The sequence below is a fragment of the Vreelandella halophila genome (assembly GCF_019903425.1).
Classification (GTDB): Bacteria; Pseudomonadota; Gammaproteobacteria; order Pseudomonadales; family Oleiphilaceae; genus Halospina; species Halospina halophila.
The window spans coordinates 1,943,043-1,956,431 of sequence record NZ_JACHUZ010000013.1; the positions used below are offsets into that span (position 1 = coordinate 1,943,043).

At 58.4% G+C, this 13,389-nt stretch carries 18 protein-coding genes and 2 pseudogenes; 15 read left to right on the forward strand and 5 right to left on the reverse strand.

What is annotated here, in order from left to right:
• The first annotated feature begins 46 nt into the window (after positions 1–46).
• From H4I92_RS13355 to H4I92_RS13380, 6 genes and pseudogenes are all read left to right on the forward strand, one after another.
• Positions 47–418, forward strand: a complete 372-nt coding sequence (locus tag H4I92_RS13355; RefSeq protein WP_077531058.1) for a hypothetical protein — start codon at positions 47–49, stop codon at positions 416–418.
• 53 nt (positions 419–471) lie between these two features.
• The gene (locus H4I92_RS13360; RefSeq protein ID WP_077531059.1) at positions 472–1,428 is read left to right on the forward strand and encodes an NADP-dependent oxidoreductase; all 957 of its coding nucleotides are present in this window, start codon (positions 472–474) and stop codon (positions 1,426–1,428) included.
• A 102-nt stretch (positions 1,429–1,530) separates the two neighbouring features.
• Positions 1,531–1,893 (forward strand): transposase, encoded by a 363-nt coding sequence (locus tag H4I92_RS13365; protein WP_245800820.1) that lies wholly within the window; start codon positions 1,531–1,533, stop codon positions 1,891–1,893.
• A pseudogene (locus H4I92_RS13370) lies at positions 1,875–2,702 on the forward strand (IS3 family transposase); the annotation flags it as partial. The gene H4I92_RS13365 and the pseudogene H4I92_RS13370, both read left to right, overlap by 19 nt.
• 172 nt (positions 2,703–2,874) lie before the next feature.
• A complete protein-coding gene (locus tag H4I92_RS13375; RefSeq protein ID WP_077531060.1) occupies positions 2,875–3,153 on the forward strand; it encodes a type II toxin-antitoxin system RelE/ParE family toxin in 279 nt (92 codons plus the stop codon).
• Between the two features lie 11 nt (positions 3,154–3,164).
• A complete protein-coding gene (locus tag H4I92_RS13380) occupies positions 3,165–3,479 on the forward strand; it encodes a HigA family addiction module antitoxin (protein ID WP_077531061.1) in 315 nt (104 codons plus the stop codon).
• A 110-nt stretch (positions 3,480–3,589) separates the two neighbouring features.
• Here the strand turns inward: H4I92_RS13380 and H4I92_RS13385 are convergent, their stop codons facing one another.
• Positions 3,590–4,039, reverse strand: a complete 450-nt coding sequence (locus H4I92_RS13385; protein ID WP_077531062.1) for a hypothetical protein — start codon at positions 4,037–4,039, stop codon at positions 3,590–3,592.
• 67 nt (positions 4,040–4,106) lie between these two features.
• On the opposite strand from H4I92_RS13385, the gene H4I92_RS13390 reads away from it, so the two are divergent.
• The 4 genes from H4I92_RS13390 to H4I92_RS13405 all read left to right on the forward strand — a co-directional run bounded on the left by H4I92_RS13390 (position 4,107) and on the right by H4I92_RS13405 (position 5,788).
• Entirely contained in the window at positions 4,107–4,247 is a 141-nt protein-coding gene (locus H4I92_RS13390) for a hypothetical protein (protein ID WP_179105711.1), read from the forward strand.
• 136 nt (positions 4,248–4,383) lie between these two features.
• Positions 4,384–4,791 carry a PaaI family thioesterase gene (locus H4I92_RS13395; RefSeq protein ID WP_077531064.1) on the forward strand — a complete coding sequence of 136 codons (408 nt, stop codon included), beginning with the start codon at positions 4,384–4,386 and terminating at the stop codon, positions 4,789–4,791.
• 118 nt (positions 4,792–4,909) lie between these two features.
• Positions 4,910–5,308 (forward strand): GFA family protein, encoded by a 399-nt coding sequence (locus H4I92_RS13400; RefSeq protein WP_077531065.1) that lies wholly within the window; start codon positions 4,910–4,912, stop codon positions 5,306–5,308.
• 78 nt (positions 5,309–5,386) lie between these two features.
• Positions 5,387–5,788 carry a hypothetical protein gene (locus tag H4I92_RS13405; RefSeq protein ID WP_077531066.1) on the forward strand — a complete coding sequence of 134 codons (402 nt, stop codon included), beginning with the start codon at positions 5,387–5,389 and terminating at the stop codon, positions 5,786–5,788.
• A gap of 101 nt (positions 5,789–5,889) precedes the next feature.
• Here H4I92_RS13405 and H4I92_RS16945 read toward each other — a convergent pair whose 3' ends face one another.
• Both H4I92_RS16945 and H4I92_RS17190 read right to left on the reverse strand, forming a co-directional pair.
• Positions 5,890–6,159: an Lrp/AsnC family transcriptional regulator gene (locus tag H4I92_RS16945; protein WP_245800920.1), complete on the reverse strand. Its 270-nt coding sequence runs from the start codon at positions 6,157–6,159 to the stop codon at positions 5,890–5,892.
• A 39-nt stretch (positions 6,160–6,198) separates the two neighbouring features.
• Positions 6,199–6,351 (reverse strand): annotated as a pseudogene (locus H4I92_RS17190) (Lrp/AsnC family transcriptional regulator); the annotation flags it as partial.
• A gap of 91 nt (positions 6,352–6,442) precedes the next feature.
• On the opposite strand from H4I92_RS17190, the gene H4I92_RS13415 reads away from it, so the two are divergent.
• Positions 6,443–7,039, forward strand: a complete 597-nt coding sequence (locus H4I92_RS13415) for a LysE family translocator (protein ID WP_077531067.1) — start codon at positions 6,443–6,445, stop codon at positions 7,037–7,039.
• Between the two features lie 69 nt (positions 7,040–7,108).
• Here the strand turns inward: H4I92_RS13415 and H4I92_RS13420 are convergent, their stop codons facing one another.
• Positions 7,109–8,287, reverse strand: a complete 1,179-nt coding sequence (locus tag H4I92_RS13420; RefSeq protein WP_077531068.1) for a magnesium transporter — start codon at positions 8,285–8,287, stop codon at positions 7,109–7,111.
• Positions 8,288–8,574: 287 nt separating this feature from the next.
• Between H4I92_RS13420 and H4I92_RS13425 the strand changes: the two genes are divergently transcribed.
• From H4I92_RS13425 to H4I92_RS13435, 3 genes are all read left to right on the forward strand, one after another.
• On the forward strand, positions 8,575–9,708 hold the full coding sequence (locus tag H4I92_RS13425; protein ID WP_179105712.1) for a GGDEF domain-containing protein: 1,134 nt from the start codon (positions 8,575–8,577) through the stop codon (positions 9,706–9,708).
• Between the two features lie 87 nt (positions 9,709–9,795).
• On the forward strand, positions 9,796–10,791 hold the full coding sequence (locus H4I92_RS13430) for a serine hydrolase domain-containing protein (protein WP_338072768.1): 996 nt from the start codon (positions 9,796–9,798) through the stop codon (positions 10,789–10,791).
• Positions 10,766–11,809: a sodium:calcium antiporter gene (locus tag H4I92_RS13435; RefSeq protein WP_077531070.1), complete on the forward strand. Its 1,044-nt coding sequence runs from the start codon at positions 10,766–10,768 to the stop codon at positions 11,807–11,809. Before H4I92_RS13430 ends, H4I92_RS13435 begins: the two co-directional genes overlap by 26 nt.
• A 25-nt stretch (positions 11,810–11,834) precedes the next feature.
• Here the strand turns inward: H4I92_RS13435 and H4I92_RS13440 are convergent, their stop codons facing one another.
• Complete coding sequence (locus H4I92_RS13440) at positions 11,835–12,023, reverse strand: YgaP family membrane protein (protein WP_077531071.1); 189 nt, start codon at positions 12,021–12,023, stop codon at positions 11,835–11,837.
• 220 nt (positions 12,024–12,243) lie between these two features.
• Here H4I92_RS13440 and H4I92_RS13445 point away from each other — a divergent pair, with 220 nt between their 5' ends.
• Positions 12,244–13,389 (forward strand): site-2 protease family protein, encoded by a 1,146-nt coding sequence (locus tag H4I92_RS13445; protein ID WP_245800922.1) that lies wholly within the window; start codon positions 12,244–12,246, stop codon positions 13,387–13,389.

The window sequence follows — 13,389 nt, forward strand, 5'->3', positions numbered from 1 at the left end:
TCTGTAGCCGCGCGGGTTGGGCGGCGTTGGGCAGAGGAGACCGTTTATGGAACCATCGTTGTATCAGGAAGCGAAGCTTGTGCTCGTTTCGACGCTCGGTCTGTCGAAAGATGCGCTGCATGTGCATGCCGGGCTCATAGTATTCTTCTCTACGGCGGTTCTGCTGCGTAAACCGCTATGCGCTATAGCGCCTCTAGCCCTCGTGATGGTAGCTGCCATCGCGGCAGAGTTGTTAGATATGAGGGACGATATTCTTAGCCTTGGTTACTGGCGTTGGGCAGCGAGTATCGGCGACATCGTGAACACCATATTTTGGCTGGCACTAGTATGGGCGCTCACAGGGCTGGGAATGCTACGAAAAGGCAAGAGGCCCAACCAGGCGCTCCAGCCGACCGCGCCGAAGTGGCGCGGCGGCTGAACTTTCTCGTTATGGCGCAAGTAGACAAACCGAAAGGCAATGGATAGACAAGTATGAAAGCAGTAGCATTTGAGAAATTTGGGTCAGCTGATGAACTCATCGTCGAAGACAGGGCTGTCCCTGATCCCGCGCCTAATGAAGTATTGATCAAGACCTGCGCAATCAGCGTGAATCCCGTTGATGTCAAGACACGGCAGGGAGGTGCGTTGGCCTCAATGCTAATGGAAAGTCTTCCGCTCATCCTCGGCTGGGACGTATCCGGCGTTGTCGTGGCATGCGGTGACAGCGTCAAGAGGTTCCAGTCTGGTGATGAAGTATTCGGGATGATTAGGTTTCCTAATGTGCCCAATGGTTACGCTGAATACGTAGTTGCTCCTGAAGGGCATTTAGTGGCCAAACCTAACGCCGTGACGCACCAAGAAGCGGCAGCCACCACTCTCGCGGCATTAACTGCGTGGCAGGCATTCACTCACTTCGGAAAACTCAAGCAAAATGATCGCGTTTTGATTCATGCCGCGAGCGGTGGTGTCGGGCACTTTGCGGTTCAAATCGCAAAATATTTGGGTGCTTACGTAATAGGTACGTCTTCAGCAAAAAATCGAGAATTCGTGCTCGCGTGTGGCGCTGATGAGCATCTTGACTATCGAGACGCCGACTTCACTAAACAGCTTAAAGGGATTGATTTTAGCCTTGAAACGCAAGGTGGCGAGCATTTCGAGCGGACGGTAAAAGTCATGAGAGAGGGCGGAACCATCATTAATTTGCCCTCCGGTCTTGGGGAGTCCGCAAGAACGGCAGCGGAATCAAAGTCGCTTACCGTCAATTACTTCATGAGCGTTTTTCCAAGCAGCCAACATATGCAGCAGATAGCAAGCCTGCTGAGCTCTGGTGACATCAAACCGCATATATCTAAAACATTTCGTCTTGATGCCGCCGGAGATGCGCACAGAGAAATTGAAACTGGGCGTACAAGAGGCAAAATCATTCTGGAAACTGCTGCTTGTTGCTAGAGTTGTTTAGCCATAACAAGTCGCTGCAGTCCACCGTGGAGTTCCCCCACTTTAATGGACACGCATCGATAACTCCCACGAAGGAGAAAACCGATGCCCGCGATGATCACGGGGAAGAAGACACAACGCTACAGCACCGAGTTTAAGGTCAAGGCGGTAGAGTGGAGTCACCAGGCCCATCGAAGCGTTCAGGGCGTAGCGCAAGCGCTGGATATTCACCCATTCATGCTGTCACGCTGGCGCAAAGAGTACCGCGAGGGGAAATTTGCCATGAAACGGGTCAAGAAAGCGCCCCCCGAGGCCAAGGAGAAGATCAAAGACCAGGATGAGGTCACCCGCCTCAAACGCCGGATCGCGGAGCTTGAGGAGGAAAACGACGTCCTAAAAAAGTTTCAACGTTTTCAGGCCGAGGAACGACGGAAGCGTTCCGGTTCGTCTGGAAACACCGACGGCAGTACAGCGTAAAGGCACTTTGTCAGCACCTGAGCGTTTCGCGTTCCGGCTACTATGCCTGGGCCAATCGAAAGCCCGGCAAAAGAGACGCAGAGCGAGCCGTGCTGCTGTCCCAGATCCGAAGGATCTATGATGATAGCAAGGGGCGCTACGGCAGTCCGCGGGTCCATCAGGCGCTGTGCCGTGAGGGAGTGACAGTGGGCGAAAACCGGGTTGCAAAGGTGATGCAGCAGTGGGGAATGCGGGCCCGTGTAACCCACGTCTACCGGCGCCTGGCGCGGCGGCGTCACGAACTGAAAGCCCTGCCCAATTATCGCCTCGGAGCCCCTGCTCCGGCCGCCGTGGATCAGCAATGGAGCAGTGACGTGACCTACATCAAGCTCGGTCAGAAATACGTTTTCCTGGCGGTGGTGTTGGATCTTTTCTCCCGTCGAGTACTCAGTTGGCGATTGGGCGAAAGCCTGGATGCGGATTTCTCCAGAGCGACCCTGAGGGAGGCCTTCAAAAGCCGAAATCCTGCCGCTGGCCTGTTGCTTCATACTGATCGGGGGATCGAATACAGGGCCCACAAGACTCAGGCATTGCTGAAACAGCACCAGGTCCACCACAGCATGAACCGACCGGGCCAATGCACCGACAACGCCGAGGTTGAGTCCTTCTTCAAGACGCTGAAGGGAGAATTGCTGCACGCCACCAGCTTCGTGACGATGCGACAATTACGGAAACATATAAATCGCTATATTGAAGTCTTTTATAATACCCAACGGCTCCACAGCAGCCTTGGTTACAGGACCCCACTGGAGTACGAGGGGTTAAGCTGATGGCGCGTGTCCACTTTTTTGGGGGAACTCCACCGCCCAAAGCGCTGCCGCGCCTTGGGTTCCCTTCGCAACCTCCGGCCGCAACTGAGCTTCGGCATTATGCCCATCTCAGCTGCACCGTCTTGCCGTATTAACGCTTGACGTTATTAACGCGTTGCGTCACTATTGAATCATGATCATCTCGTTCAAGTGTAGGGATACCGAGAAACTGGCCAGCGGGCGTCGCGTTAAACGCTTTGTGAATTTTGAGCGGGTTGCGCTGAGGAAGCTCCGCCAGCTTCAACTCGCAAACCAGTTGGAGGATCTTAAAGTACCGCCCGGCAATAGGTTGGAAGCTTTGAGTGGTGATCGCCGAGGCGAGTACAGCATCCGGATTAACCAGCAATTTCGATTGTGCTTCCGGTGGACGAAAGCTGGCGCGGAAGATGTCGAAATCGTTGATTACCATTAAGGGGGTGACTTATGCGCGATATTGATCCTGTAACGCCTGGCGAGTTGCTGAAGGAAGAGTTTCTTGAGCCTATGGGGATCTCACAGTATCGCCTAGCCAAAGAAATTGGAGTGCCGGCCCAGCGTATTGGACAGATCATTGTCGGGAAGCGCTCTATAACCGCCGATACGGATCTGCGACTGTGTCGTTTCTTTGGGCTATCCAATGGCTATTGGCTTCGGGCGCAAGCTGCTTACGATACTGAGGTGACTGAAGATGCTTTGGCCGAGCAGCTGAGCAATATTCGACCCTGGAATTCGGGCTCACCCACAGATCGTAGGGCATAACCAGTCGCGTCACGCGGACGCGCACCGGTGCGCTTCGCCGTTATGTATAGGTGAACCCACATGGAAATAGGTGCATGGAAGCTGCTGAGTACACCGTTAAAAGGGTCGTTTTAGGCACTGTCGCTTCCTTTATAAGTGCGTGCTTTGAGCTGAATGCCTAGACTCTCGATCTTTTCGCTGGCGTCTCCCCGCATGAGTTTCAGCAATTCGGCCCTGGCAGTTTTATTGTCCATTCCACGGCTTTCCAAGTGGGCCAGCAATTTACCGAATACCTGGCGTCGTTTCAGTCCCGACCGGGATGTATCTCGTCGGTCTGAGAAAAAGTCCATCAGGGTTGAACCACATACACAGTTGCGAAACAGTTCAACCACCGGGCGTTCGTCATCGTCGTAACCGAGCTTGAGACCGGATCGGCCAGCAATGTCATCTGACTGTTGCACAAAATCCTGCGGTGACCGGTAAACGCGGCCGCAAGTGGCGCATTTCTTGGGAAAAGAACTGTCAGACAGGGCTTTGAGCCCTTCGAACAATTCCTCCTCTTTGGAGGGGGTGTTGCTCATAATGATTATTCTCCACTCCCTCGGGCTTTTTGGCGTTGAGGGGCGGAAACGCCCGAGTGCTACAGGGATGATTATTCTCAGTCTAGCATTGGCTCGTAAACAGGAAAGAAAGCGCCAGCGGGCAGCCGAGCCGATGGCGCTGACCATCAATGGCCGCTTTCTGGTGCGCAACGATCGCCTCCATGTGCCGGCATCAGAGGATGACTAACCACTCGGCATGGAGTCTGCTCGCACTGGGATGGTAGTTTTAGGCAGTGGGGAGTTCTCTCCATGGCGTCTATGGGTCAAAAGCACCTGGACGCCTAGGGCATTTAAGGACGTTCTGGATCAGAAAGGAGTCCAGCATGAGTAACGAACCTCAGGGATTTGAGCCTCTTTCCCGTACAAGCCCGTTCACGGATCTGCTTGGCCCGATCTATCAGAAAAAGGATCCCTCCGGTCTGATCATTGGTCTCAGGGTCGAGGAAAAGCACTGCAATGCCCGGGGTATCGCTCATGGCGGCGTACTGGGCACGCTGGCAGACATCGCGATGGGCTACAGCGCTGCATTCTCGACGGAACCGCCGACGCCGATCGTGACGGCAAGCCAGACCATGGATTATGTGGGTAAGGCGGAAAAGGGCGACTGGGTTGAGGTCTATACGGACGTCCAGAAAGTCGGCGGCAGCATGGCGTTCGCGAACTGCTATTTTCATGTCGGCTCGAAGCGGATCGCGAGAGCCAGTGCTGTATTCAGCGTCATCGCCTCATGATCAGTTCGTCCAGATCCGTTCACGGCTTTGCGGGCGCGTTGCTGCGCGTGTTGTTCTAAGCACAGCGTGACCCGTGACGCCCCAGCAGGTGTTATTTGTGCCAACCAGGGAGGCATTTATGCATTATGGAAGCTGCCTTTGCGGCAATGTTCAGTACCGGTACTCCGGGACCATTGATGAGGTGTCCCGTTGCCACTGTACGGAGTGCCAGAAAGCATCAGGGTCGGCGTTCGTCGCCGTGGCGCCGATCGAGAGTCAGTACTTCGAGATCCTGAAGGGAGAGGAGTTCCTGAAGGAATTCAGGGCTACACCCCAGAAAGCGAGGGTGTTCTGCAGTAATTGCGGATCCCCACTGTACAGTGCCCGCGATGATGCGCCGGAGTCCAAGCGCTTGCGAATCGGCACCCTGGATACGGCACTGAACCCCTCACATCAATACCAGGGTTTTGTTTCAGAAAAGCCCTCCTGGTATGGGGTGTCGGATGCCTGGCCGCAGTATGAAAGGTTTCCGGGGTAGGGAGTCCTGGCGTATACCGGCAATTCCTGCGTCGCGCCGGTAAGCTCAGCATCATGGATAGAAAGGGTATTAATTGAGATGGTCGACATAATACTCACTGCAATAGTCGTCCTCGTGATCCTGACGGTTATTTACAGGGTCCTACCGCACCGGGAGCTTGGAGCCAAAAAGCCAATGCTGGCGTTTTTCCCCAAATACAGGAATCAGGTAGCCAGCCCGGAGTCCGATGACCAGGTAGAGCAGACAATGGCCTCGCTGGGGTTTAAGAAGAGCAAAAGTCGAGGTGGTGTAACGGAGTATTCGCGAGGCTCTGTCGTTGGTGACCTATCGATCAAGCTCAGTAAGGTGAAAGTTACTTTCCATCCGGTAAGCAACGGCAAGCTCCCGTTCGCTGTGGAAGCCGCCTGGGTTGTTGCGTTTGATACGGGCGACCACTGGCAGTTTACGAAAGAGCTGGGGGATAAGCTCGAGAGCGGGTAGCAGTCATTCCTCTGGTAATTCTTCTTTCTTCTGGAGCCGGCTTAGTAGGAAATAGTTAGGGGAGACGCCGGCAGCTCAAACCAGCGACCGGGTTCGCTTGCTCAGGCGCGCTCGTCTTTGGGCGACCCCATCACGAGATAGGTCGTAATGGCACTGACATGGGGATGCGTGCCCAGAACCTCCGTATGGAAGTGTTTATAGCCGGCAAGGTCCCGACATTCGATCCGCAATAGATATTCGAACGCTCCGGCAACATTGTGGCATTCCACCACTTCTCCGGAGTCCTGCATCGCGCGTTCGAACTCCTCCAGGGCCGCCTTTGTATGGGATGAGAGGGACACACTGACGTACGCCGCAAACCCGCGATCCATACTTTCCGGGTCCGTGACAACACGGTACCCGCGTATCACACCCGTTCGCTCAAGTTCCTGGACTCGGCGCAGACAGGTCGAAGGCGACAGATTGACTCGCTGAGCGAGCTCCACATTGCTGATTCGTCCGTCTTTCTTGAGTTCCTGCAATATTCGGTAGTCAGAGCGGTCCATAGTGGTCACATATTGCATTATGTGTTTTTGAGTAACCGAATTAGGTCACTAATTGCACATTATATTCGATAAAATTGCAGAAAGTGAATCGTTGGTGGAGTTTTTCGTCATGAGCCCTTCCTTGCTGACCGCTCTTTTCGGTTTTGCTTTCGTGACCACGGCTACTCCGGGCCCGAACAACCTGATGCTGCTTGCCTCCGGCGCGAACTTCGGGTTCAGAAGAACCCTCCCGCATATGACCGGCATTGTCGTCGGGCTTGCCGTGTTAACGCTGCTGGCTGGGTTCGGGTTGATGGCGCTGTTCGAGGCCGTGCCGGCCTTGCGAACAACACTCCAGGTCTTTTGTATTGGTTATCTGTTCTGGCTCGCGTGGAAGGTAGCCACTGCAGCGCCATTGAAAGAGGCCTCGTCCCCCGGTCGGCCTATGACCTTTCTGCAGGCTGCAGCATTTCAGTGGGTGAATCCCAAGGCTTGGGCAATCGGTTTATCAGCGATCACCGTCTATGCACCTGACCGCTCACTTTTATCCGTGACGCTTGTAGCCGTCGCTTTCACGGTCGCCTGTTTTCCCGCGAGTTCAATGTGGGCCTGGATGGGCACCGTCATCCGCCAATGGCTGTCGAATGAACGCCGCCGCCAGATATTCAATATCACCATGGCAGCCTTGCTAATCGGAACGCTTTACCCGGTGCTGAGGAGCCTTTGAGTGTCCAGAAATGAGGCGGCATTCGAGCCACTTCGGGCGGGTGGCCAGCGGTGGTGGAATGCTTGCCTGTTACAACACCAGCGTGGAAGCCAGGAACAGCATCAGTCCCATGCCGATGATGTCGGTGAAGGTGGTCAGGAAAATGCTGCTGGCGGTGGCGGGATCCGCCCCGAAGCGCTGCAGCAGCAACGGCACGGCAACGCCGAAGATGCCGCTGCCCATACAGGCGCCGATCATGGCGATGAAGATGACGAAACCGAGCATGGCCGGGTTGGCGGAGTCGGTCGAGACGGCATAGGCAAACATGGCAACGCCGGCGATCACGCCCACGGCGGCACCGTTGAGCGCGCCCAGGAGGATCTCCTTACGCAGCAATCGGCTGGTCGGGTAGTCCTGTATCTTGCCGAGGGTGATGCCGCGCAGGGTGATCGCCAGTGCCTGGCAGCCGGTGTTGCCGCTCTGGCCCGCGAGCACGGGCAGGAAGGCGGCCAGGGCAACGATCTGCGCGATGGTGCTCTCAAACATCCCGACCACGAAAGCCGCTGCGAAGGCGGTGATCAGGTTCACCTGCAGCCAGGGGTGGCGCATGCGGAAGGCGGCGAGCACCGGCGTGTTGATCTGCTCTTCCTTCGCCACACCATACTGGGAGCCGGCTTGGGCGCTGAGCTCCGAGGCGAGGCGCTCATACAGCTTCCAGCCACGCACTTCTCCCACCACGCGCTGCTGATCGTCCACCACCGGGTAAATGCGGTAGTGGCGTTGCTGCACTTCGTCGATCGCCTCATCGAGAGGGGTATCCTGCCGGAAGGCGAAGGGCTCGCGGACCATGATGCTGGCCAGGGTCTCGGAGGGCTTGGCGAGGATCAGGTCGCGCATGCCTACAACCCCCGCCAGGCGATCGGCCTCGGTCACGAACATGTAGCTGATCCCGGAGACGTCGGAGCTCTTCACCATGAAGGTCAGTGCTTCGGCGACGGTGTAGTCAGCGGGCAGCGTTGCCGTCGGCGGTGTCATCAGCTCTCCAACGGTCTCCTCCATGCCGGAGAGAACGGCGCGGGTGGCCGCCTCGCCAGGCGCGGCCGCTTCGCCCATATGGGAGGCGATGGTTACAGCCTGTTCTGAAGGCAGTCCCGAGAGGATGAACTGGATATCGTCCGCCGGCAGCCGAACCAGTTCCTCGGCGGCGTCCAGCGGGGTCTGCTCACGGATATGCTCAACCCGCTCGTTCAGGTCCATACTCTGCGACATGTCTGGCTCCAGTTTGTCAGTCTTTGATCAGACTATAACAGGCTGATCGATGCGGTGTTTGAATTACGGTACGCACTTCAGGCCCTGCCGCACCGACAGTGATGCCAGGCATTATTGTCAGTTCTGATTTGAGGTTTCCGCCCCGGACAGGTATAAGGCGCACGGGCATTATTGGCCTGCACAGGCTAATCTTTGTGAAAGCTATGCTGTTGGATGAGAGCGGTGAAAGGGCACGCGGTCTGTATCAGAAGACCCCCGTCTCGGAAACCTGGAGGTCAGTCAGGCTGATGTTTTCCTATCTGGCAATCCGTGGTCGTAGAGTGCGCTACCGATATGGGCTTCTGCCCGCAGAGTGGCGGGAGGCGTTCCACGAGTATCAGCGTCTTCTGGCGCGGCGCTTCGCCGTAGTCTCCGCCCTGATGGGGTTGATCATCTTTCCCTTCTTCCAGGTAGTGGAGTTGTGGCCACAGCTGGGGTTGCTGGATCACTGGTGGAACCATCTTGGCTGGCGAATCCTGCCCATGGTGGCGGCCATTGGCATTCTTTTTCTGCGCTGGCGTGTGCCGGATGGCCTCTGGCCGCGGGCCATGCTGATCCTGTACGCGCTGTCAGGCATGGTCATGATGACCGGTATGGTCGCGGACAATATGCTGGAACCGAATGGCACTCACGCCTTCCTGAGTAAGGGGTTGGTCGTCGTTGTCGCATTGGTTGCGGTATTGGCAACGGCTGGCGCCCGGGATCTGATTCTGGTCTATGGTGTGCCGCTTGCGGCCATGTCTTTCGTCGTGGTACGCGCATCGGTGGCGCCGGTTGAGGTATTTCTCCTGTTTATTCACCCACTCATCATGATGGTGATTGGCCTGGTGATGTCGGAGGTTCTTTACCGGGTTCGCCTTGAGGCTTTTATGGCGCGTCAGCAACTCGAACAGAGCGCCAGTACGGATGTGCTCACCGGTCTGGCCAACCGGCGCGCCTTTGATGCCAGGCTCGAGGCGGAGCATGCACGCTGCCGGAGGCAGGGCACCTCCTACGCACTGATCATGGCGGATCTGGATCATTTCAAGCATGTTAACGACACTCATGGCCATGATGTTGGGGATGAGGTGCTCACTGAGCTGGCGCAGCGGCTGAAGGGCGCTCTGCGCACCGAGGATGAGCTGGGACGCTGGGGCGGTGAGGAGTTCATGGTGCTTCTGCGTGACGGCGGGCAGCATGAGGCCGAGCCGGTGGCGGAGAAGCTGCGACTGGCCGTGGCGGACACGCCTTTCCACACCAGTGCCGGGCCACTGTCGATTACCACCAGCCTCGGTATTGCCGTATTCAACGGCGAGGAGATGCCGAGCATGGTGGCTAGACGTGCGGATCTTGCGCTGTATGCCGCCAAGGAGAATGGCCGGAACCGGTGTGAGTCCGCCTAGTTGTTGATGCTGATAGTGGTGAGTAGGGTCAGTAGGCCCGGGCGCGGTATGGTGTATCGAAAACAGGTTGTCTGGACAGGGTTATTGGTGTTCCTGCTGGTTGGTATCGCGCCGGCACAGACGCCACAGGCACCGATTGACCAACTCGGCCTCACGGAGCTCACCCGGGCAGCATCCGGGCTGGACCGTATCCGCAGCCTGGTGATCGCCAGGGAAGGAGAGCTGGTCTACGGGCGTACCTTCCGTGGTCCGGCGCTGGACCAGCCCGTGAACATCAAGTCCCTGAGCAAGACAGTGCACTCCGCCGTGGTGGGCATCGCCATTGATCGGGGCGTCTTTGAGGGCACGGATCAGCCCATCACGGAGCTTCTGCCCGCCCCGGAAGACGCCAGCTCCAGGCTCAGCGAGGTCACGGTTGGCAATCTGCTCTCCATGCAGGCCGGTCTCCAGCGCACCTCGGGGCAGTATTACGGCGCCTGGGTGAGCAGCGACAACTGGGTGGACTACGCCCTCAGCCGGGAGTTCGTGGCGGAGCCCGGTGGGCCCATGCTGTATTCCACCGGCAGCTATCACATCCTGGCGGCAGCGCTGGTTCGGGCTACCGGGGAAAGCCTCCTGACACTCACCCGCCGCTGGCTTGGCAACCCCCTCAACATCCGCATTCCGGATTGGCCCACCGACCCCCAGAGCATACACTTCGGCGGTAATGACATGCGGCTCTCCCCGTTGGCGTTACTGCAGATTGGTGAGCTCTACCGTAATGGCGGCCTGCATGAGGGCAAGCGGGTGCTGTCGGCCAACTGGATCGAGCGTTCCTGGAAAGAGCGGGGCCGATCACGGTATACCGACGACCGGTACGGTTACGGTTGGTTCACGACCACGCTCAACGGCTTTCAGGCCCACTACGGTCGCGGCTATGGTGGGCAGATGCTTTACGTGGTTCCCGGGCTGGATCTGACCGTCGTTGTAACCGCCGACCCGACGCCCCCCTCAAGTCCGGGGTTCACGCAGAAACTGGACCGCCTGCTGGAAGCGCACGCGCTACCGGAACTGGAGAATGCCGGTGTCGATCCTCAACCCTGAAAGCTGGACGCTGCTTCAGAGCATTATTGTTTTCAGTCTCTGCGCCCTGGTAATCGCCATTGCGGGCACACGCATTACGCGGGTGGTGGACCAGCTGGCCGACCGCACCGGCCTGGGCGAGGCGACCGCCGGTGCGGTGCTGTTGGGAGCAGCCACATCACTGTCCGGATCGGTACTCTCGGTGACGGCCGCGTACCGGGGGCACGCGGAGCTGGCAGTGAGTAACGCCCTGGGCGGTATCGCGGTCCAGACCTTCTTTCTGGCCATTGCAGACATGGTCTATCGCCGCGCCAACCTGGAACACGCGGCCGCCTCCGCCCCGAACATGATGCAGAACGGGCTGCTGATCGCGCTGCTGGCCCTGATCCTGCTGGCACCAACCCTGCCGGATGTCACGCTCTGGCAGGTTCACCCGATCACCCCGATCCTGATCGGCTTCTACCTCTACGGTACCCGGCTTATCCAGGGCGCCTGGGAGTCGCCCATGTGGCGGCCGTCCATCACCCGGGACACCCGGGAGGACAAGCCCGAGGCCCTGAACCGGATACCACCGCTTGCCCGCCTCTGGACGGAATTCGTGGTGTTGATGGGAACGCTGGGCGCGGCTGGCCTGGCACTGGAGCCGGCGGCTACGACCATCAGTACCGAGGCTGGGCTGAGCCAGACGGTGGTCGGTATCCTTCTCACGGCGATCAGTACCTCCATCCCGGAACTGGTGACCTCGGTGGCGGCGGTCCGGCGCGGGGCGCTGACGCTCGCGGTAGGCGGCATCATCGGCGGCAATGCCTTCGATACGCTGTTCATGGCCGCTTCGGACATTGCCTACCGGGATGGCTCCATCTACCACACCATGGACGCCGACACGGAACGCTGGGTCACGCTGACCCTGCTGATGGCCGCCATCCTGATCATGGGGCTGATCCGCCGGGAGCGCTACGGGCTGGGCCGCATCGGCGCGGAAAGCCTGGCGATCATGATGCTCTATATTCTGGGTGTTGCGTTGATGTTCAGTGGCTGACCACCGGGATTAGCACTGCGTGGTGTCAGCCTTTGGGAAAGACCCTGTCCAGGGTGTAGTAGAGCGGGCAGAACCCGGTGAATGCGCTCTGCAGGAGTGTCAGGCCCAGCAGCGCCGGGACCATGAGCCAGAGTGGGTCGCCGTAGTGGCCAAGGCCTACGGTCAACGTGATGATCAGGCCGACAATGCCGTCGTGAAGTTCGCGTTTGCTCATGATGCAGCCTTTAGTGGAAATATAAGGCAGTGTACGGTAACTGCTACGGCACGGTTCAACCCCGCTTCCGCAGGTTCTGCGGAATGACTTTGGCCCCAGGGGTAACGGCTCGGTTGCGGGAAGGGAAACTGCGGCGTCGGCAGTGCTGCTGACACCTGATCGTATTCGTAAGGCTTTTGAGTCAGCATAATGGGTGCTGATCTTTGAATGGAGGTGCTGTATGACGCGACCGGAGTCAGAGCCACGGGGCATGTTCCGCTCCGTAATGTCCCTGGGCCACATCCGGGGTATCCGTATCGAGCTTCACGCGAGCTGGCTGGTCATCTTCGCGCTTCTGCTCTTTACCATGACCACGGGGCTGCGGGATCAGTTCGCGGCCTGGTCGTTCAGCCAGGCCGTGGTCACGGCGCTGCTCACCTCGCTTGCGTTCTTTGCCTCCATCGTTGCCCATGAACTGGGCCACAGCCTGGTGGCCATCCGGCGGGGGGTGCCGGTCAGGGCGATTACTCTGTTCATTTTTGGCGGCGTTGCCCAGCTCGGCAGGGACAGTGAGAGCGCCGAGGACGAGTTCTGGATCGCCATCGCCGGACCGGCCGTCAGTTTCGTGCTGGCCGTTGTGTTCGGGGTGCTCTCCGGGCTGGCGGGGTCCGAGTCCTGGTCCGTGGGGCTGGGCTGGCTGGCGGTGATCAACTTCATGGTGGCTGTATTCAACCTCGTTCCCGGCTTTCCGCTGGACGGCGGCCGTGTCCTGCGGGCGCTGGTGTGGAAATTTACCGGCGATGCCGGCAAAGGGATGCGCGCGGCGGTGGCTGGTGGCCGCCTCGTGGCCTATGGTCTGTTCGCCTGGGGGCTCTGGCGCATTCTGGTTGAGGGCAATCTGCTCGGTGGTTTCTGGCTTATGCTGCTGGCTTGGTTCCTGCTCAATATGGCGGAAGGGCACGGCCAGCAGTTCAGCCTTCAGAAGCAGCTCCGCGGGATCCGGGCAGGCGCGCTGGCGACTCCGGATGTGCCGCGTGTGGCGCCCTCAACCACGGTTGAGGAATGGATCCACAACCGCGTACTGCCCGAAGGCCAGCGTTCCTACATGGTGGATGACGGGCACCGTGTACTCGGGCTGGTCAGCCTTAGTGACACCAGCGCCACCGACCGTGAACGCTGGTCCGAACTGCGGATCGCGGATCTCATGACGCCCATCGAAAAGGTTGTGCGTGTTGCCCCGGAGACGGAAGCAACCGAGGTACTGGCTACCATGACCGAACACAACCTGAACCAGCTGCCGGTCATGGAGGGTGATCGTGTTGTGGGCTGGATAGACCGGGAGCGTCTGCTCAGGACCGTGAACCTGCACCTGGAACTCAAGGCCTAG